The sequence below is a fragment of the Rhodovastum atsumiense genome, assembly GCF_937425535.1.
Taxonomy (GTDB): domain Bacteria; phylum Pseudomonadota; class Alphaproteobacteria; order Acetobacterales; family Acetobacteraceae; genus Rhodovastum; species Rhodovastum atsumiense.
Genome location: NZ_OW485603.1, coordinates 20080 through 40724 on the forward strand (window position 1 = coordinate 20080; position 20645 = coordinate 40724).

Annotated in this window: 12 protein-coding genes and 4 pseudogenes; 10 read left to right on the top strand and 6 right to left on the bottom strand. The window is 65.8% G+C overall.

Annotation, left to right across the window (positions count from 1 at the left end; genetic code table 11):
- Positions 1-18: 18 nt before the first annotated feature.
- Positions 19-2931, top strand: coding sequence for an ATP-binding protein (locus NBY65_RS30095; protein ID WP_150045428.1), 2913 nt, complete (start codon positions 19-21; stop codon positions 2929-2931).
- A gap of 116 nt (positions 2932-3047) precedes the next feature.
- Here the strand turns inward: NBY65_RS30095 and NBY65_RS34180 are convergent, their stop codons facing one another.
- The gene (locus tag NBY65_RS34180) at positions 3048-3428 is read right to left on the bottom strand and encodes a PAS domain S-box protein (RefSeq protein WP_150045429.1); all 381 of its coding nucleotides are present in this window, start codon (positions 3426-3428) and stop codon (positions 3048-3050) included.
- A 106-nt stretch (positions 3429-3534) separates the two neighbouring features.
- Positions 3535-3663: a hypothetical protein gene (locus NBY65_RS34185; protein WP_408895484.1), complete on the bottom strand. Its 129-nt coding sequence runs from the start codon at positions 3661-3663 to the stop codon at positions 3535-3537.
- Between the two features lie 538 nt (positions 3664-4201).
- On the opposite strand from NBY65_RS34185, the gene NBY65_RS30105 reads away from it, so the two are divergent.
- Both NBY65_RS30105 and NBY65_RS30110 read left to right on the top strand, forming a co-directional pair.
- The gene (locus NBY65_RS30105) at positions 4202-7027 is read left to right on the top strand and encodes a PAS domain-containing protein (RefSeq protein WP_456313406.1); all 2826 of its coding nucleotides are present in this window, start codon (positions 4202-4204) and stop codon (positions 7025-7027) included.
- Between the two features lie 390 nt (positions 7028-7417).
- Positions 7418-8455, top strand: a pseudogene (locus NBY65_RS30110) (IS256 family transposase); the annotation flags it as partial.
- 420 nt (positions 8456-8875) lie between these two features.
- Here NBY65_RS30110 and NBY65_RS30115 read toward each other — a convergent pair.
- Positions 8876-9826: an IS110 family RNA-guided transposase gene (locus tag NBY65_RS30115; RefSeq protein WP_150045431.1), complete on the bottom strand. Its 951-nt coding sequence runs from the start codon at positions 9824-9826 to the stop codon at positions 8876-8878.
- 257 nt (positions 9827-10083) lie between these two features.
- Here NBY65_RS30115 and NBY65_RS30120 point away from each other — a divergent pair, with 257 nt between their 5' ends.
- Both NBY65_RS30120 and NBY65_RS30125 read left to right on the top strand, forming a co-directional pair.
- Positions 10084-11052, top strand: coding sequence for a hypothetical protein (locus NBY65_RS30120; protein WP_250266001.1), 969 nt, complete (start codon positions 10084-10086; stop codon positions 11050-11052).
- 23 nt (positions 11053-11075) lie between these two features.
- A pseudogene (locus tag NBY65_RS30125) lies at positions 11076-11306 on the top strand (Tn3 family transposase); the annotation flags it as partial.
- 33 nt (positions 11307-11339) lie between these two features.
- Here the strand turns inward: NBY65_RS30125 and NBY65_RS30130 are convergent.
- Positions 11340-13154 carry a sigma 54-interacting transcriptional regulator gene (locus NBY65_RS30130; RefSeq protein WP_250265969.1) on the bottom strand — a complete coding sequence of 605 codons (1815 nt, stop codon included), beginning with the start codon at positions 13152-13154 and terminating at the stop codon, positions 11340-11342.
- Between the two features lie 365 nt (positions 13155-13519).
- Here NBY65_RS30130 and dpaL point away from each other — a divergent pair, with 365 nt between their 5' ends.
- From dpaL to NBY65_RS30150, 4 genes are all read left to right on the top strand, one after another.
- Complete coding sequence (gene dpaL / locus NBY65_RS30135; protein WP_150045750.1) at positions 13520-14737, top strand: diaminopropionate ammonia-lyase; 1218 nt, start codon at positions 13520-13522, stop codon at positions 14735-14737.
- Positions 14738-14763: 26 nt separating this feature from the next.
- Positions 14764-15951 (top strand): YgeY family selenium metabolism-linked hydrolase, encoded by a 1188-nt coding sequence (locus NBY65_RS30140; RefSeq protein WP_150045751.1) that lies wholly within the window; start codon positions 14764-14766, stop codon positions 15949-15951.
- Positions 15952-15972: 21 nt separating this feature from the next.
- The gene (locus NBY65_RS30145) at positions 15973-17568 is read left to right on the top strand and encodes an N-acyl-D-amino-acid deacylase family protein (protein WP_150045752.1); all 1596 of its coding nucleotides are present in this window, start codon (positions 15973-15975) and stop codon (positions 17566-17568) included.
- Between the two features lie 73 nt (positions 17569-17641).
- Positions 17642-19045, top strand: a complete 1404-nt coding sequence (locus tag NBY65_RS30150) for an MFS transporter (protein ID WP_203330773.1) — start codon at positions 17642-17644, stop codon at positions 19043-19045.
- Between the two features lie 180 nt (positions 19046-19225).
- On the opposite strand, the pseudogene NBY65_RS30155 reads toward NBY65_RS30150, so the two are convergent.
- Together NBY65_RS30155 and NBY65_RS30160 are read right to left on the bottom strand one after the other, a co-directional pair.
- Positions 19226-19462: pseudogene (locus tag NBY65_RS30155) on the bottom strand (integrase core domain-containing protein); the annotation flags it as partial.
- 50 nt (positions 19463-19512) lie between these two features.
- A pseudogene (locus NBY65_RS30160) lies at positions 19513-20208 on the bottom strand (IS6 family transposase); the annotation flags it as partial.
- A 69-nt stretch (positions 20209-20277) separates the two neighbouring features.
- On the opposite strand from NBY65_RS30160, the gene NBY65_RS30165 reads away from it, so the two are divergent.
- A complete protein-coding gene (locus NBY65_RS30165) occupies positions 20278-20616 on the top strand; it encodes a hypothetical protein (protein WP_150045893.1) in 339 nt (112 codons plus the stop codon).
- Positions 20617-20645: the final 29 nt, after the last annotated feature.

Sequence of the window (20645 nt, forward strand, 5' to 3'; positions counted from 1 at the left end):
CTCAAAGAGAGGTCGCCGATGGTTTCGATGTCCAGGCCGGAGACAGCAACCGCCGCGTCGGCTCCGCCTGACGAGCGGGACCGGGACTGGCTCCGGCTCGCTCTCGATGCCGCTCAGCTCGGCACCTGGCAGTTCGACTTCGGGACAGGGACGCTCACGGTCTCCCCGCGGGCCGTCCAGGTGTTCGGCGTGCCGGGGCCGGAGGCGCTCGCCAGCCTGGAGCAATGGAAGGCGCTGCTGCACCCGGACGACCGTGACCGGGTGGTCGCCGCTTTCACCGAGGCCCATACCGGGGACGAGACCTACGCCGTCCAGTACCGTGTCATCCCGCCGGACGGCCCCGAGCGCTGGGTCAGCGCGCGGGGCCTGGTCACGGCCGGCCCCGGCGAGCACTCCAGGCGCATGATCGGGGTCGTCGAGGACATCACCGAGCGCAAAGTCGCCGAGGCGGCGCTCGTGAAGCGCACCGAGGAGCTGGCGGAGTCGGAAGCGCAGTACCGGACCATGGGGGAGGCGATCCCGTTCGGCGTCTGGCTCTGCGACGAAAAGGGCGGCGCCCGCTACGTCAGCCCGTCCTTCCTGGAACTCCTCAACATGACCGGCGAGGAGCAGCAGGACTTCGGCTGGACCAAGCGCCTGCCGCCGGAGGATGTCGGTCCGATGCTGGAGCATTGGATGCACTGCATCCGCACCGGGGAGTTGTGGGACTACGAGCACCGGATCATCGACCGGCACGGCGAGATCAACACCGTCCTGACCAGGGGCCGCCCGGTCCGTGACGCCGAAGGCCGGATCACCTCGTGGGTCGGCGTGAACCTCGACATCACCCAGCGCAAGCGCGCCGAGGCACAACTGGCGAAGAAGAACCTGGAGCTGGAGCAGGCGCTGGAGCAGATCCGCCAGATGGACGGGTTCCGGACCCGCTTTTTCGCCAATGTCAGCCATGAGCTGCGCACGCCGCTGACGCTGATCCTCGGCCCCGTCGACGAGTTGCTCGCCTCGGGCCGCCTTCCGCCGGAATGGGGCCGCGCGCTCGGCGTGGTGCGCCGGAACGCGCAGACCCTGCTCGCCTACGTCAACGACCTGCTCGACCTTTCCCGGCTGGATGCGGGGCGCACGCCCCTGGAATACAGCGAGACCGACCTGGCCGGCCTGGCACGCTTCGTCGCCGACCACTTCGTGGCAGCGTCATCGCAGCGGGGCATCGGATTGCGGGTCGCGGTTCCTGACGTCCTGACGGCGCAGGTCGACTCCGCCAAGATCAGCCGCGTGCTTTTCAACCTCCTTTCGAATGCCTTCAAGCATGTTCCCGACCGTGGCGGAGCTGTCGAGGTGACCCTGCAAGCCGACGGAGGCCGCTGCATCCTCGAGATCACCGACAACGGCCCCGGCGTCCCCCGGGAGATGCGGGAAAAAATCTTCCAGCGGTTCGTGCAGGGCGATGACGCCCGCCGGAGCGGCGGCAGCGGCCTCGGGCTGGCGATCGCCAGCGAGTTCGTCGCGCAGCACGGCGGCAATATCGCTGTGGGCGATGCCTCCGGCGGAACCGGGGCCGTGTTCCGGGTCGCGCTGCCCCTCGCGGCGCCTGAAGGAACGCCGGTCGCACGGCAGGAACCGCTCGGCCGCCTTGGCCTGCTTTCACTGCCGGATCACCAGACGGAAACGTTCCCGACCGGGGTGCAGATGCCCCAGGAGGCGCCTGCCGAGGCGACCTCGGACGAGGCGCTTCCGCTTGTCCTTGTCGTCGAGGACAACGTCGACCTCCGCGTCTTCGTCGCCGCCGCGCTGAAGTCCGTGGCGCGCACCGCTCTCGCGGGGGACGGGAAAGAGGGACTGTCCGCCGCGGAGCGCCTCAGGCCCGACCTGATCCTGACCGACATCATGATGCCGCGGATGAGCGGCGATGAGATGGTCGCCGAGCTGCGGGGCCGCGGCGACCTCGCCGACATCCCGGTCATGGTGCTGTCCGCCCGTGCCGACGAACCGCTCCGGATCCGCCTGCTGCAGGGACAGGTGCAGGACTACCTGGTCAAGCCCTTCGCCGCCGACGAACTGCGGGCGCGCGTTGCCAACCTGCTGCAGGTCAAGCGGGCCCGCGACCTCCTGCGGGCCGAACTGGACAGCCGCCAGGAGAACCTGGAGGAGCTCGCCCGCGAGGTCGCGTCGCTGAACCGCAGCCTCCGCGCCGCCGCCGACGACATGCGGGTGGCGAGGGACCGGGCGGAGCAGGCGTCGCGGGCCAAGTCCGCGTTCCTGAACATGGTGTCGCACGAGCTGCGGACGCCGCTGACCCAACTGGAGCTTCAGGTGGGGCTGCTCCGGCGCCTGTTCGGGGGGACACTCGACGAAAAGCAGCAGAAGGTCCTGTCGCGCACGGCGGCCGCCGTGCGGAGGCTGTCGCACCTCGTCGGCTCGCTCCTCGACTACAGCACCCTCCAAAGCGGACGCCTGACGGTCCGGCCGGAGCGCTTCGACCTTGCCGGGCTGATGGCGTCGGCCTGCGCGGACGCAGCGCTCGGGGCGGATGGGCGGGATCTGGATGTCGTCGACGAGACGGACGGCGATGTGCCGCCCGTCGTGAGCGACCCGGCCCTGGTCCGGATCATCGTACGCAATCTGCTGGACAATGCGGTCAAGTACACCGGGCGGGGCAAAGTCTCGGCGCGCGTCTCGGGAGCGGGCGGGCACGTGCGCATCGAGGTTGCCGACACGGGCCCCGGCATCCCGGCCGAAGTCCAGGAGCGGATTTTCGAGCCGTTCGAGCAGCTGGAGGAGGTCGACCGGAAGCATGCGCCAGGAGTCGGGCTCGGCCTCACCCTGGTCAGGGAAATTGCCGGGATCCTTGGCGGCCACGTGCGGCTGGTGTCCACGCCGGGCGAGGGCAGCGTCTTCGCCGTGGAGCTGCCGTCGATGGAAGGTGCGGACGCATGAGCATGGTACTGTTGGTTGAGGAGGGCGAGAACATCAGGGCCTCCGTCGAGGCATTCCTGGAGATGGAAGGCTACGGGGTTCAGGTGGCCGGAACGGCCAGGAAGCGCTGAACACGCTCAAACGGCCCCCTGTTCCCGCGCGCATGATCCTGAGCCGGAGCATGCGGTCGACCTCGACACGGAGGCGGTGGTCGCAGCCGAGGTGCATGCCGCCGACCAGGGCGACACCGCGACGCTGCCCGGCACGCTGGCCGCGGCGGCAAAGCAACTGGCCGCGGTGGAGGTGCCGCCGACACCCGAAAATCCCTCCGAGACGCCCCGGGACCTCCGGGATCGGGCGTCCCTCTCCGTCAGCGCCGCCTCGGCACGCCTGCGCGCGTCGATGTTCTCCACTACGGAAATGAACCGCTCGGGCCGGCCCGCGCCGTCGCGCATCAGCGCCACCGTGAGGTTGGCCCAGACCACGTTCCCGTGCTTGCAAAGATGCCGCTTTTCCATCTTCCAGGTTCAGATCGTCCGGATGGGTGATGTCCCGGAAGCGAAGGGCGCGCAACTCGGCCTCGGGATGGCCGAGAATCGCGCACAGCCGAGCATTGACCCGCAGTCAGGAGCTGTCCAGTCCGACATGCGCCATGCCCTGTTCGAACGTGGCGCGGAAGCGCTCCTCGCTCTCGAGCAGGGTGCATTCACTCGTCTCGTATCTCTCCGCCAGCTCATCCAACGTCCTTGCCAACGAGTTTCCAGCCGAAGGTCCGGTTTTCCGGACCCGAACGACAACAATCATGCCGCGCTCCGCGTCCCTGGCGCCGTCGTCATGTCATCGGTTTGGGAATGGCAATGGATGCCGCCGTGGCTCCGGCAACAGGGCGGCAGGCGGGGAGCCGTCCGGACACGGGAAAACTCCTCGGACCTTCAATCCCTCGCCCACCTGCCCGCGCTGACAGGACATTGCCTGTCGCGGCACGCCGGAACCGCCGCGAGCACGAAATCCTGGCTGTCCAGGCGCGGTCATTATTTCCATCCCAACAATTGACTGGTGATGGCAAATAAGTCCCCTGCCGTCGCATGATCCAGATTGAGGCGCACTCGCCAAAGTCACATCACATGTGTCAAGGTGACGAGGTAAGGCTGCGGTGCACAGCAATCTTATTGCGAATGCAATTTTGATTGTGGCGCCTTCCCGTTGGCGGAACATCCATTCGATCGAATCCGCCACGTCAATCCATGGTTGCGACTCCTCCTGACCGCAGCGGTGACGGCACATGTTCCAAATGATCGCCCAATCGTTGTTCGATGCGTCATCCTTCACACCGCACGGGTTCTGTCTGCTTTGGGAACCCTGGCTGATCTGGACGCAGTCCATCGCCAGCGCCGGGGTGGGGGCGGCCTACTTCTCGATTCCGTTGGCTCTCGCACACTTCGCCGCCCGCCGCCGTGACCTCGTCTATCGTCCCGTCCTTTGGCTGTTCGCCGCCTTCATCCTGCTCTGCGGCACGGGCCACTGGCTTGATCTGCTCACGCTGTGGGTGCCGGCCTATGGCCTGAAAGCCGTCATGGACGCGGCGACGGCCGTGGTGTCCGGCGTCACGGCAGTGGCGCTCTGGCCGCTGATGCGGAAGGCGTTGGCCCTGCCATCACCTTCCCAGTTCCAGGCCGCGAACGCGGCGCTGGAGCGCGACCGCGCGGTGCGGGCCGCGCTGGAAAGCACGGGAGAAAGCGTGTTCGCACTGTCCCGCGACTGGCGCTTCACCTTCCTCAACAGTCGCGCCGAGGCACTGATGTCCGACGGGCGGGACCTTGTCGGGCAGATGTTCTGGGAGGCGTTTCCCGGCATTGTCGGCACCGACCTGTTCGCGGCCTACCGGCGCTGCATGGCCGAACGGGTGCCCGTTGAAGTCGAGCAATTCTATGAGCCAAAGGGACGCCATTACATGGCGCGGGCGTTTCCCTTCGTTGACGGCGGCATCACCGTGTTCTTCCGCGACGTGACCGGGCAGCGCCAGGCGGAACAGGACCTGCGTGCCGCCGAGGCCAAGGCGTCCAGGACATACGGGGAACTGCTGGAGAGCCAGGCGAGGCTGGAGGCGGCGCTCGCGGCCATGGCGGACGCCGTGTCCATCTCCGACGCGGACGGCAATTTCATCCACCTCAACGACGCTTTTGCGTCGTTCCACAGGTTCCGGAGCAAGGACGAGTGCGCCAGGACCCTCTCCGAGTGCCCGGCCATCCTGGAGGTCTTCCTGGAGACGGGCGAGCCGGCGCGCCTGGACCAATGGGCGGGCGCGCGGGCGCTCCGCGGCGAGACGGCCGTGGGCGCGGTGTACCGCCTCCGGCGCAGGGACACGGGTGAAAGCTGGGTCGGAAGCTACAATCTGGCGCCCATCCGGGACGGGGATGGCAGGATCGTCGGCTCGGTCGTCACGGGACGCGACATCACGGAGCGGCTGCGCGCGGACGAGGCGCTGGCCGAGAGCGAGGCGCGGTTCCGCGCCGCCGTGCGGGCCGTGCGCGGCATCCTGTGGACCACCAGCGCCGACGGCCGGATGGTCGGCGAGCAGCCCGGATGGGCGGCGCTGACCGGGCAAAGCCGGGACGAATACCAGGACCGCGGGTGGGCGAACGCCGTGCATCCGGACGACGCGCAATCGACCGTCGACGCCTGGAACGCGGCAGTCGCCGGGCGCCGCGCGTTCGTCTTCGAGCACCGGCTGCGGTGCCACGATGGCTCCTGGCGGCACTTCGCCGTCCGGGCGATCCCGGTGCCGGATGACGGCGGCGGGGTCCGCGAATGGGTCGGCGTGCACACCGATATCACCGAGCAGCGTGAGGCCGAAACCGCCCTCGCCGAGCTGAACCGGCACCTGGAGGAACGGGTGCGCGAGGAGATCGCGGCGCGGGAGGCGGCACAGCAGGGCGCGAAGCATGCCCGGCACATGCAGGCGCTCGGACAGATCGCCGGCGGCGTCGCCCATGAGTTCAACAACATCCTCCAGGCGGTGCAAGGCGCCGCCAACCTGATCGAGAAGCGCGCCGCGGACCCGGTCAGTGTCCGCAAGTTCGCTCGCATCGTCATCGGTTCTTCCGAGCGGGGTTCCACCATCACTTACCGTCTGCTGGCTTTCGCCCGTCGGAGCAGAGTTCATCCCGAGCGGATCGATCCCGCCTCCATGCTGGACGCCCTGCGCGAAATCCTGACTCACACCCTCGGCGGACAGGTCATCGTGCGCGTCGAACTCGAGCCGATGCTGCCCGCCGTGATTGTTGACAGAAAGGAACTGGAGACGGCGCTGATAAACCTCGCGACCAATGCCCGTGACGCCATGCCGAAGGGCGGCACGCTCACCCTTTCGGCCGTCGCGGAGACAGTCGGAACCGCCGGGATCCATCCGGCGGCTCTCAGGCCGGGCCGTTACGCCCGGCTTGAGGTTCACGACGACGGCGCCGGCATGGAACCCGAAACATTGGCGCGCGCGGCCGAACCATTTTTCACGACCAAGCCGGTCGGCCAGGGCACCGGCCTCGGCCTGTCGATGGCCAAGGGGTTCGCCGAGCAGAGCGGTGGCGGTCTCGCCATCGACAGCGAACCGGGCTGCGGCACCACCGTCACGCTCTGGTTGCCGGTCGCGGAGGGCGACCAGCAGACGGCGGCGACGCGGCACGCCGTCCGCGAACCCGGGGCCATCGGAAAGCCGGCGATACGGATTCTCCTCGTCGACGACGAGGAGATGGTGCGCGAAACCCTCGCCGCGGGTCTTGGAGATGCCGGTCTCTCCGTGCTTGTGGCGCAAAGCGGCGGTGAGGCGCTCGCCCTGCTCGATGAGGGCGAGCCGGTGGACGCCCTGGTCACCGACCTGTCGATGCCGGGCATGGACGGGCTGAGTCTCATCGGGCATGCCCGGGAGCGACGGCGCGGGCTCCCGGCGCTCGTCCTGACGGGACACGTCGAGAGCGCGCGGAAGAGACCGGCCGACGGCGGACCTGGTGAACCTCTCGCGATCCTGCGCAAGCCGATCGACGCCGAGCGGCTTGCCGAAGAGGTGGAAGACATTCTTGCCGCAGGGGCGCGATACGGCGACGGCAGTTCCGGGCGTTCCTGAACGGGATGGCGTCTTCCGGGTTCTGTTGCAAACTCGGTGAACAGCTCGAGCGCTTCCTTGGGCGAACTGAGATTCAGGCGGCGATGTCGAACAAGCTGGCGATGAATGCAGCCTGGGCCTTCATGTCCCGACCGTCGATCCTGCGAACCTGCCCTTTCCTCATCATCGCCATCGGCATTGTCAAGTTCGCGGCCTCCGCCCGGAACGATACGGCTGGGGCATTCTGCCGAGATGACCTCCGAGCCCGTTACCTACCCGGGATACCGGTTCCCAGCCGAGATCATCAGCTACGCCGAGCTATGGGGGAAACTGGGTGATGGCGGCCTGAAGCAGGCGGCGTATCGAGGTGGGTGACGAGCCTGCCAGAACCTCCCGAAGGAGCGATACGCCGTGACGAACGATAGCAAGGTCATTCCCCTGCGTCAGCCCGAGGAGGTGGACGATCCGCTGACAGCGGTGCTGAGGAGCGGTGCTCGGCGATTGCTGGCCCAGGCAGTGGAGGCGGAAGCCGAGGCGTTCCTGGCCTCGATGCGGGGCCTGCGGCTGCCGGACGGTCGCGAGCGGCTGGTGCGGCACGGGCACGGCCCGGAGCGCCAGGTGCAGACCGGGATCGGGCCGGTGCGGCGGGTGAAGCTGCGGGATCGGGGTGCGGCCTCGGCGGCGGAGCGGATCCGCTTCACCTCGGCGCTGCTGCCGCCCTGGGCACGGCGGACGCGCAGCCTCGATGCGGTGCTGCCGATCCTCTACCTGCGCGGGGTGTCGATGGGCGACTTCCAGGAGGCGCTCACGGCCTTGCTCGGCCCGGACGCGCCGAACCTGTCGCCGGCGGTGATCGCGCGGCTGCGCGACGCGTGGCAGGCGGACTACGCGGGCTGGCAGCGGCGCGACCTGTCGGCGCGGCAGTACGTGTATCTCTGGGCCGACGGCATCTACCTGCAGGCGCGCATGGAGCCGCAGGCGGAATGCATGCTGGTGGTGATCGGCGCGACGCCAGAAGGCAAGAAGGAACTCGTGGGCTTTCAGGTGGGGGTGCGCGAGAGCGCGCAGAGCTGGCACGAGCTGTTGGTGGACCTCAAGGCCAGGGGCCTGGCGATCGCCCCGAAGCTGGCCACCGGCGATGGCAGTCTGGGCTTCTGGAAGGCGCTCGCGGAGGTGTTCCCGAGCACCCGGCATCAGCGCTGCTGGGTGCACAAGATCGCCAACGTGCTCGACAAGATGCCGAAATCCGTCCAGCCCGCGGTGAAGCGGGATCTGCGCGAGATCTGGCAAGCCCCGGACCGCGCCACCGCCGAGGCGGCGGTGGACACGTTCGCGGAGAAGTATGCGCCGAAATACCCGAAGGCGGTCGCCTGCCTGCTCAAGGACCGTGATCCGCTCCTGAGCTTCTACGACTTCCCTGCCGAGCACTGGGACCATCTGCGGACATCGAAGGGACTGTCTCATGATTGGGGGTGGGAACAAATAGGTGATAATCTATGGCACTATTCTCTCGGTGGGATGGCGCGGGTGGCATGGATTGTACGGCTGGTGGAGACCGGTGCTGATAGCGATGGCCAGGGCACGGACGTGATGGAGATTGCGAAGCCGGCTGATCTTCGCGACATCGCCAATCTGGGTCTGAACTTGGCTGAGGCAAAGGAACTGCTGACCGCCATCCAGCGCGCGGTGGTCGCTGCCCAGACCAGGGAACATGCTGTACGGCGGCCGACTTGCCGATCCTGCGGCGGCGCTTGTCACATGAAGGACTACCGCCAGCATCGGATTGCAACCCTGTTCGGCCAGGTGATCGTACGGCTGCCGCGGTTCCGCTGCGGCGGCTGTGGCGGGGTCGAGCGACTGTCTTGCGTGTCAAGCGGCTTGCCACGGTTTCTGGTCCCGGATGATGGCATTGAGGATGGTGAGAAGTTTGCGCATGGAAGCGACGAGGGCGACCATGCGAGGCTTGCCTGAGGCGATCAGGCGCTCGTAGAACGGCTTGATGACTGGGTTGCAGCGTGTGGCGACCCAGGTCGCCATGAAGAGAGCCGACCTCACGACGGTGCGTCCGCCACGGATGCTTCGTTTGCCGCGGTGGGTTCCGCTATCGTGATTGAATGGCGCGAGACCGGCGAGAGCAGAGATTTGCCGCCGGTCGAGGGTCCCCAGTTCCGGCAACTCGGCCAGCAGGGTACGGGCGACGGTCTTGCCCACCCCTGGCACCGCATCGAGCAACGCCTCATGGTGCGACCAAACGGCACTCTCCTGAATGGCGTTATCGAGATCCGTGTCGATGTCGGTGAGTTCCTGCTGCAACCAGGCAAGGTGGGCGTTGATTCTGCGCTGAACCTTGCGCGCGGCGGCCTGCTTGAGGCGCATGCTTTCGGCGGAGATCATGTCGATGATCTGGCGGCGCCGCGCGGCGATCTCGCCCAACATCTGGGTTGCGGCGTCGGGGAGCGGCCGCAGCTCCGGACGGATGCGTTCGGCGAAACGGGCAATCACGGCGGCATCGAGCTGATCAGTCTTGGCCAACTGACCGCAGGCGCGGGCGAAGTCACGGATCTGGCGAGGATTGACCGCGAGCACGGGCAGGCCAGCGCCAGCCAAAGTGGCAAGCACAACCGTTTCGTATCCCCCGGTCGCTTCCAGGACGATCAGAACAGGCGACAGGCCCTGCAGCCGATCACGCAAATCATCGAGGCCAGCGCCATCCCGGCCCACACGAAAACTGGTCGCTGCCGGTAGCACATGCACATCAAGATGCTTCTTGGCGACATCGATACCAACAAACGCCGATTGCTCTTGAGCCGTCTGGTCCATCACCCGTCCTTGCGTATGCGGGATCGACTTGCGCCGTCCCTGGCGACTGTTCGGGCTTACGGACATAGCCGCGGAAGGGGCACCATGCTCGACCACGGGCTCGATCACCCCAGGGCAAGGCGGGCTCCCTTCCGCTCCCGAGCGCGTTACCTTACGCGCTCGGGTGCCTGTCGAGATACAAGGGCGGTGTTGACTGGCCGTCGCATTGCCGATCGGCTCCTGAACTCGATCGCCTGCAGGCCCATCTTTCGGCGCTGATGACCTACCGCGTGGCGACCGGCGTGTTGGAGCAGATGTTCCCGATTGAGGCTGGCAAGACTCACGAGACCCTGCGTCGCCATACGATGATGCTTGGCGAGCAGTTGCGGCATCGCCCGGTGGCCCCGTCCGTAACGCCAGCGACGGCGATTTCCATCAGCGTGGACTCGACGTTCATCCGCAGCTGCGAGAAGACCGAGCGGCATCTGGAAGTCAGGGTCGGCAACGTTGAGACCGACGCGGGCAATCGACAGGTGTTCGGATCCGTAGCCGGAGCGGAGACGGATCTTGTGACGCTGATCGGCCAAAGGCTGGACAGCGTCGGTCGAACCGACGCCACGACACTGACCGGCTTCACCGACGGCTGTGCCAGTCTGCGCTCGATCCTGGTCGCCAGCGGCGTCGCCGAGCTCCCCATCCTCGATTGGTTTCACATCGCGATGCGGCTGCAACACCTGGAGCAAACCGCTGGCGCTTTGTCGACCGACACACCGGCACGGCGAGAGGCAAAGGCCGTGATCGTGACGGAGGTCGACCGGCTGCGTTGGCGTCTGTGGAACGGCAAGGCCAAGGATGCCCAGGTCAGCATCGGGCGCATCCGCAAGGTCATGCACGCTTTCCAGAGTGAGGCGACGGAACGGACGTCACGCGTGCCGTCATCGCGCAAGCTGTGGGCAGCGTTATTGGCGCTGGACGGCTATCTGGTCAGCCAAGCTGAGTGGATGGTCAATTACGCCGAACGTCACCGTGCCGGCTTGCGGGTTGGGACGGCCATTACCGAAGGGACCGCCGATTTCCTGGTGAATCGCCGAATGAACAAATCGCAGCAGATGCGCTGGAGCCGACGCGGTGCCGATCTTCTGCTGCAAATTCGCTGCGCTGTCTACAACGGTGCCTTCGGTCCCGGCTTCGGGAACCGCTTCCAGATCGCCAACGATCAGCATCCGCCAGCAGCCCTCGCGGCCTGACCCCCAATCATGAGACAGTCCCGCTGAACCTGGTGATCGCCGCCATCGTGTACTGGAACTCAACCTACATCGCCGACGCGGTTGCGCACCTGCGTGCCCGGGGCCATTCAGTGCCGGACGAACTCCTGGCGCACACCTCGCCGCTGACCTGGGAGCACATCGGCTTCTCTGGTGACTTCCTCTCGGACCGCGCCGCGGCCACCGCGGGACGTCGCCGGCCTCTCCGCCAAGGTCGCGGCAGGATGGCCGCATGACCGCGTTCCCGCCCCGTTCACCCTTCGCGTTGTTTATCTGACAACCGACGCTCTGCCCTCTGAATCCAGCTCCCGTCCTATGGCGCGGCCCTTTTTCGTGCCGCCGGGGGAGGCGACAAATCCCGGGGGAGAGGGGTGTCGCTCCGACAACCCCAGGCTCCTGATCCGGCGGTACAACGTAGCGATGCCGATCCCGAGTTCGGCAGCGGCGCGTCGCTTTCCCTCCAGGCTCCAGCCATGGCGCGCGAGCACCGCCCCGATCCGTTCTGCCTCGCCGACCTGGACCTTGACCCGGGTTTCCACCTTGGTGTCCTCCGTGGCGGAGACGGGGAACGCAGGCGATGGCGGCCGGCGCCGCAACGCTGGCGGAAGATGGCTGACGTTCATGCTTCCGGCCTCTCCCCGCATGACGTCGATGTACTCCACGGCGTTGCGCAGCTCCCGCACATTGCCGGGCCAATCATGGAAATACAACGCGTTGCTGACATCGTCAGGGATCTTCTCCCGTGGCCGGCCGGCCTGCCCTGCGATCTCGTCGGCGAAATGCTGGGCTAGTTCCGCAATGTCCTCGCGCCGGTCCCGCAGCGGCGGGATCACGATCGGGACGACGTTGAGGCGGTAGAACAGATCCAGCCGGAACAGTCCCCGGCGGACGAGTTCCTCGATATCCGTGTTGGTGGCAGCGATGATCCGCACATCGATGTCGATCACCTGGTTGGAGCCCACGCGAGTGATGGTGTGCTCCTGCAGCACCCGCAGGAGTTTCGACTGAAGATAGAGTGGCATGTCGCCGATCTCGTCGAGGAGGATGCTGCCGCCATGGGCCAGCTCGAACTTGCCGATGCGGCCCTTCGGATCGGCGCCACTGAAGGCGCCTCTGACATAGCCGAACAGCTCGCTTTCCAGTAGCTGGTCGGGAATGGCCGCGCAGTTGATGGTCACGAAGGGCGAGTTGCGGCGTGCGCTGGTGTGATGGATGGCGTGGGCTACGTTTTCCTTGCCGGTGCCACTTTCGCCGGTGATCAGTACGCAGACACTGCTGCGGGCCACCCGCTCGATGGCGCTGCGCAGGTCGCGCATGGCCGGCGAGTGGCCGAGCAGCCTGGCGGGGCTGCGCGTCTCCAAAGCCGCAGCGATGGGCTGGGGCAGGAAGTCGCGCGCTTCGCGGAAGGTGATGACGGTCACGTCGCGCCGGTCGGAGTGGGGCAGCACGATGCGTCGGCAGAGGGCGTGCAGGCGCGAGCCGCCCTCCAGCGTCATGCGTGCCTCCTCGCAGTCGTAGAGAACGTCGCCAGTTGGATCTATATCGATACGAAATCCTGCGAGATCACGCTCGTGCCCGAACATGCGGGCGGCAGTCATGTTGCCCTGCTGGATTATCCCGTCGCTGCTGACGACCACAACGCCGCGGTCGATGACCTCGATCAGCCGGCACAGCACCTCGGCCATCTGTCGGTCGCGCCGGCGCTCGATGGTCGCGAAGGCCTTCTCGGCGATCAGGTCAGCAATCTGCTCGATGAAGATTATGAACCGGTCGATGTTCTCGAGCAACACGCCGCGCTGCTCCACCGTGGAGCAGATGATGCCGATGACGCCGAGCACGTGACCGTCGAGCACGATGGGGGTGGAGAGATCCAGCAACTCGCGGCAGGAATGGCGTTTCGCGCAATGGCTGCAGACCGCGTTCTCTCCCGGGTTCTCGACGAGGATGGTCTGCTTGGTGTGCAGGGTCTGTCTGTAGATATATCCGTTATCGGCCATGTTCTCGTTGAGCATGTGCCGGTAGATGCCGGAGCCGGCGACGCGGACCATGAACTCGTCGACGATTTCCACGTCGGTCCCGGTCACGCCGCTGATGGCGTCGGCATACTTGCAGATGGCCTCCTGGATGTCCGCCAGGATGGAAGGGGCTGTCATGACGTTCTTGACCCGATGCCGGTCCGTACCAGAGCGTGATAATTAATTATCATCTTATGATAAGGCAAATGATAAGGAAAAGGCGGGAATGCACCGGCCAGACGCCTGCCCGGCGCCGTTGATCTGGTTCAGACCGTTGTTCCAAAGGGTTTTTTTTAATGCATACGCCGGTGGCGCGGAGGCTGGCACGGCGTTTGCGGTGCCTCGGCTCGCCTGAGAACCGAGCGAGCGAAGCGCAGGCGCCTTCGCTGCCCGCCGCGGTTCGGGAAAGCACAGGATCGGACGGAAGAACAACGATGCCCAGCCAGATCGAGGTATTTCTCAACAGAACCCGGTTTTACGATGACCCGACGGCTTGCGTCGCCGATTTCTCCCGCGCACAGCTGTCCAAGGCGCTGCGGTTCCATCGCACCATGCCGGGATATGCACCGACCTCACTGGTTTCCTTGGAGAATCTCGCCGCGGCGCTCGGCGTGAGAAGCCTGCACGTCAAGGACGAGTCGGCACGCTTCGGCCTGAAGGCGTTCAAGGTGTTGGGCGGCGCCTATGCGATGGCGCGCCACATCGCCGATCTGCTCGGCCGCGACATCGACGATCTCCCCTTCGTCGAACTCGCGAGCGAGCGCATTCGCGGCGAGATAGGAACGATCGTGTTTGCCACCACCACCGACGGCAACCACGGTCGCGGCGTGGCCTGGACGGCGCGCCAGTTTCGCCAGAAGGCGGTGGTCTATATGCCGCGTGGCACCACCCCACAGCGGCTGGAGGCGATCCGGGCCGAGGGAGCGCAGGCGGAGATCGTTGACCTGAACTACGACGAGGCCGTGCGCATGACGGCACGGGAGGCCGAGGCGCATGGCTGGCTGGTGGTACAGGACACTGCCTGGCCAGGCTACGAGAAGATCCCACTGTGGATCATGCAGGGCTACGGTACGCTGATGCTAGAGGCCATGCAGCAGCTGCATGAGGTTCCCCCCACCCATGTGCTCATCCAGGCCGGGGTTGGCTCGCTGGCCGGCATGGTGCAGGGGATGGTCACCGCAGCGTGGGGCAAGGACCGTCCCAGAGTGATCGTCGTCGAGGCTGCAGCGGCGGATTGCCTGTACCGCTCGGCGGTCACCGCCGGCTGCCGGCCGGTGACGGTTGGCGGGGATCTCGCCACTGTCATGGCTGGCCTGGCCTGCGGCGAGGCCAACACCATCGGCTGGAACATCCTGCGCGATTACGCCGAAGCCTTCGTCTCGTGCCCCGATTTCGTCACCACGCGCGGCATGCGCGTGCTGGGCAATCCGCTGCCCGGGGACCCCGCCGTCGTTTCCGGGGAATCGGGTGCGGTGACTACCGGTCTGCTGTCGATCCTCCTGCAGTCCGGGTGCTGGGCGGAGACGCGCGAGGCGCTGGGGCTGGACGCGCAGTCGCGCGTCCTGGTGGTCAGCACCGAGGGCGACACCGACCCGCAGCGCTACCGCTCCATCGTCTGGGACGGTCAGATTCCCAGCTACCAGCAATTCTGAATCGAAACACGCCAGAGATATCCAACATGCTGACCGACTTGCGCCAATCGGAAATCATCGAAAACTGCCGGATTTTAGTTCGTGAAAAGAGCTATTCCGGCAAGGAGGCCTCTGTTGCCGAAGCCATCAAAGCAATGATGGCGCGCTACGGCTTCGACGAGATCGCCGTCGATCGCTACGGCAACGTGGTGGGCGGCATCGTCGGCCGTCTCCCAGGCAGGACGATTCTCTTCGACGGTCACATCGACACCGTGCCCGTCGACGAGGCGAGCTGGACACGCCAGCCCTGGGGCGCCGAGGTCGCGGACGGCAGGATCTACGGGCGCGGCACCTCCGACATGAAGGGCGCGGTCGCGGCGATGATCTCCGCCTGCGGCTTCTTCGCCCAGGACCACAAGCGGGACTTCGCCGGGAAGATCTACATTTCCTGCGTCGTCCACGAGGAGTGCTTCGAAGGCGTCGCCGCCCGCCTGGTCAGCGCGAAATACCGCCCCGACTATGTGGTCATCGGCGAGGCGTCCGAGCTCAATCTTAAGATCGGCCAGCGAGGACGCGCGGAAATCGTCGTCGAAACCTTCGGCAAGCCGGCGCACTCCGCGAATCCCGATGCCGGCATCAATGCCGTCTACAAGATGGCCCGGCTGATCGATGCCATTCATGCCCTGAAGCCGCCGTGCGATCGGGTCCTGGGCAGGGGAATCCTGGAACTCACCGACATCAAGTCGGCGCCCTATCCCGGCGCCTCGGTCGTGCCCGAGTACTGTCGCGCCACTTACGACCGGCGCCTGTTGGTCGGCGAGAGCCCGGCCTCCGTTCTGGAGCCGCTGCAGCGCATCATCGAAGATCTCGCAAAAACCGATCCCGACTTTAAGGCCGCGGTCTCCTTCGCCCATGGCCGCGAGACCTGCTACACAGGCACCCTCATCGAGAGCGACAGGTTTTTCCCGGGCTGGGCCTACGACGAAGGCGACGAATTCGTGCGCCTCGCCCTGGCGGGCCTGCGCAGTGCGGGCATCGATCCGGCCATCACCCAGTATTCGTTCTGTACCAATGCCAGCCACTATGCGGGTGAGGCCGGCATTCGCACCGTGGGCTTCGGCCCTTCGCGCGAGACCCTCGCCCACGTCATCGACGAATACATCGAGATCCCCCAGCTCGTCGGCGCCGCGCAGGGCTACTACGGCATGATGCGAAGCGTCTGCTCCGGGCTCTAACGGGACCGGCAGGAGAGGAAGATGAAGACAGTTTTCAGGAACGGCACCCTCATCGACGGAACCGGACGGCAGGGCTATGCCGCCGATCTGATGGTCGAGGACGGGCGCATCGCCGGGATCGGCACCATTGCACCGGCCGAGGGCATGCAGGTCTACGACGCGACCGGCCGCATCGTCTGTCCCGGCTTCATCGACACGCACACCCATTCCGATCTGGCCGCGATCGTCGATCCCGCACTTTCGGCCAAGATCCGCCAGGGTATCACGACGGAGCTTCTCGGGCAGGACGGGGTTGCACTGGCGCCGCTGCCTGAACAGTACATCACGGCCTGGCGCAAGAACATCGCCGGCCTTGACGGAGACACGGACCAGATCGACTGGAAATACAGGGACACCGCCGGCTACCTGAAACTGCTGGCGGAGCATCGCCCGGCGACCAATCTTGCCTATCTGGTGCCGCACGGCAATGTGCGCATGGAGGCCATGGGGCTCGACGGCCGCAAGGCCGGGCGCGAGGAGATCGCGGCCATGTGCCGGATTCTCGAGCGCGAGCTCGAGGCCGGCGCCTTCGGCCTGTCCACGGGCCTCATCTACATGCCCTGCGCCTTCGCTGACACCCACGAGATGATCGAGCTCTGCAAAGTGACGGCGAAGCATGACGGCATCTTCGTGGTGCATCAGCGCAGCGAGGCCGACGACATCATCGCCTCCACCCGGGAGCTGATCGACATCGCGCGCGAATCGGGCGTGTGGCTGCACATTTCCCACATGAAGGTCTGCGGCCGGAAGAACTGGCACCTCATCGACGGGATGCTCGGCATGCTCGAGGAAGCGCAGAGGAGCGGCATCCGGATCTCCTTCGACCAGTATCCCTACGTGGCGGGCAGCACCATGCTCGGCGTGATCCTGCCACCATGGGTGCACGCGGGCGGCACCGACAAGCTGGTCGAGCGCCTGGCCTCTCCGGAACTGCGCACGCGAATGATCGAGGATATCCGCAACGGCATTCCCGGATGGGACAACTTCATCGACTTCGCCGGACTCGACCAGATCTACGTCACCAGCGTCAAGACCCCGAAGAACCTTGATACCATTGGCAAGAATCTCATCGAGCTCAGCGAGATGCGCGGCAAGGATCCTTTCAACGCCACGTTCGACCTGCTCTACGAGGAGGAGAACGCGGTCGGTATGTTCGACTTCTACGGAACCGAGGAGCATGTCGAGACATTCCTGTGCCGTCCGGAGCAGAACGTGTGCACCGACGGGCTGATGGGCAAGGGCAAGCCGCATCCGCGCGTCTATGGCGCGTTCCCGCGCGTTCTGGGCCGTTACGTGCGCGAGAAAAAATGCCTGACCTGGGAAGAGGCCATCCGCAAGATGACCGGCAAGCCGGCCGAGGTCATGGGCCTGCGTGACCGTGGGCTGCTCAAGGCCGGCTTCGCTGCCGACATCGTCGTGCTGAACCCGGAGACCGTCATCGACAAGGGGACCTTCATCGAGCCCAACCAGTATCCCGAGGGAATCGATGCCGTGATGGTCAACGGGGCCTTCGCCCTGCTGGGAGGGATGGAAAGCCGGGCGCTCAGCGGCCAGGTTCTCACCGCGACCGGGCGCTAGAGCATGATCGCGCGAGGCGGAACGCCAGAGCGCGTGAATCATGCTCTGAAAACGAAGACCTGGAGCATTTGCCGTGAGCCAATGCGAACGGAAAATGCTCCAGGGCACGCGGCTAAAGCCGCAGGAAACAAAAAGGCACGGGCTGGTCTTTGTCCGGTCCGTCCGCATGGACAGACAGTGGTGGAACATGCAGATCGATAACATCCCGGCCGCTGCGCCTCCGCTCGCGGCAGGCAGAACCTGGAAGGTACGCTACGGCGTGCTGACGCTCATCTGGCTGGGCTGGATGATGTCGTTCCTTGACCGCATGGTGATGAGCGTCTCGCTGCCCTTCATCGGGGCCGACCTCAAGATCGACACGACAAGCCAGGGACTGATCATCAGCGCGTTCTTCGTCGGCTATGCCGCGTTCCAGATTCCCGGCGGCCTCCTGGCCGACAGGTTTGGTCCGCGCAAGGTGATGGCGGTGGCCATCACCTGGTGGTCGGTGTTCACCAGCCTGACGGGCATGGCGCTGACCATGCCGATCCTGCTGGCAGTGCGCTTCCTGTTCGGCGTCGGGGAAGGGAGTTTTCCGGGGGCTTCCTGGAAGGCGATTGCGACCTATTTCCCCTCCGGGCAGCGAGGACGTGCCACGGCCATCCAGTCCTCGGTCAACACGCTGGGACCGGCACTCGCGGTAGTGGTTGCCGCCAGCATCATCGGTGCCTTCGGCTGGCGGACGGTCTTCGTGGCGCTCGGTGTGCCCGGCCTGCTGGTGGCAGCCGGCATGTACTGGTATTACCGCGATCGGCCCAAGGACCATCCGGCCATCAGCCGCGAGGAGCTGGACGAACTCGAGGCGGACAGGGCCGTACAGCCCGGGGCCGGGGCGGTTGATGCGCCAGTTCCACTGGCGAATGTGCTGAAGCAGCCGGTGCTGTGGCAGATGGCGTTTATCTGGTTCTTCTTCGACATCACATTCTGGGGATTTTCGTCCTGGCTGCCGAGCTACCTGATGAAAATCCGGGGCTTCTCCCTTGCCCAGACCGGCGTGCTGGCGGCCGTCCCGTTCCTGTGCGGCACGGTCGGCACACTGCTGGGTGGCTACTGTTCAGACAAATTCAAGAGCAATCGTAAATGGTGGTACGTGCTGACGGCAGCGGTCAGCGCGGGCTTCCTTTATCTGACCTTTTCGGTTGAGAGCGCCAACGCGGCCGTAATCTATCAGTGTGTCTCGTCATTCTTCATGTTCTTCGCCATGGCGATGTTCTGGGGCATGCTGATGGACAAGATTCCCTCGCGGATCATGGGAGTGGCCTCCGGGGTGGTAAACTTCGGCGGCCAGCTCGCGGGGGTGGTATCGCCGCCGATCATCGGCTTTCTCATCAAGACGGGGGGTGGCAGCTATTCCAGCGCGTTCATGTTCATGATCCTGGCGCTGGTTCTGTCAGGGGTGGTGACGATGACGCTCCGCAGTACCGAGGCCGGCTCCTGAGGAGAGGCCATGGCGACGCGGTCTCCCTGCGGATACGCAACAGGGCCAGTGCAGCGTCGCCAATGCGAGTGCCGGGCCGGCCAGAGCACCTCCTGGTCATGCCCGGCAGCCTGTGGCGGTGAGGTGGACCCCGGATCCCGGACAGTTTGGCGGCTTGGATAAGCTTGGCCCGGGTTGCTGCTACGCCGCCAGTCTGCTGCCGACCGGGAGCCCCGCGTGGGCTTCGGCCGGGGTCCGTCCGCCGAGGGCCGAGTGGGGCCGTTCTGTGTTGTAGTAGTCGATCCACCTTCCCAAGCCGGACCGTGCCTCGCTGCCGGTCTCGAAGGCGTTCATGTAGACGCACTCGTATTTCAGCGACCGCCACAGCCGCTCAATGAAGACGTTGTCCATCCAGCGACCACGGCCGGGCATTGTCAAGTTGTCGGCCTATGGCCGCGCTTGGTCGCGCCGCACGACTTTCCTCGTGTTCACGCTGCGATCTGGACGCACGTCTCCTGTCGCCACACCCGGAAGGCCTCGGCGCGCGCACGCCGGTATTGAGCGGCGGTCATCAGATGGCGCCGCGGCCGGAAGTGACCGTAGATCATGGCGTGCGATGACAGGAAGCGCTGAGCCTGCTTCGATGACTTGAACCGCTGCATCTGCCGCTCTCGACGTCGCGTCGGCCGGTGTGAGTTCTCCGCTCTGTTGTTCAGATACCGGCTGCTCCGGTGTTTCACCTCGGGTAGGATCTCGCGGTGCGCGACGCCATAGCTGCGCAGGCCATCGGTGATGAGGCGCTTCGGTTTGTACCTCAGCCCAGCGAGCAGGCGCTTGAAGAAGTGCTTCGCCGCGGCCGCATTCCGGCGGCCCTGCACCAGGATGTCGAGTACGACACCGTGCTGGTCCACCGCGCGCCAGAGATAGTGCAGCTCGCCGTTGATCCGCAGGAAAACCTCATCAAGGTGCCAGATGTCGCCCGGCTTTGGCCATCGTCTCCGGAGCTTGCGGGCGAAGTCGGCGCCGAACTTGTGGCACCACTGCCGAATGCTCTCGTGGCTGACCGTGACGCCCCGCTCGGCCAGGATCAATTCCACCTCTCGGAAGCTCAGGCCAAAGACATGGTAGAGCCAGACCGCGTAGCTGATGATCTCGGCTGGGAAGCGGTATCCCGGGTAGGTAGCGGGCTGCGGAGGTCATCTCGGCAGAATGCCCCAGCCGCATCGTTCCGGCCAGAGGCTGCGAACTTGACAATGCACGCCGAAGGCATCCTGCTTCTTGTCGTGGGCGATGATCAGCGCATCGCCGACACGGGCAAAGAGACGGATCTTGTCGTTGATGGCCCGGGCATCGGACTGGAAGGCGCGGGTCTGCCGTCCCTCGGCTTTGCGAAAGAGAGCTCCGATCAGGCGGTCGAACACATCGATGGCCTGGTCGGTCAGGCTGGCGGTGAGGTCGAGACTTATGGCGACCAGCGTCGCGTGCCGACGCTGCCGTTCGTGGTGAGCGATGTGTTGCACCGTGCTTCGGCGGAGCTATGGGGGAAACTGGGTGACGACGGCCTGAGTGAGGCGGCGTATCGAGGCTGGTGACGAGCCTGCCCGAACCTCCCGAAGGAGCG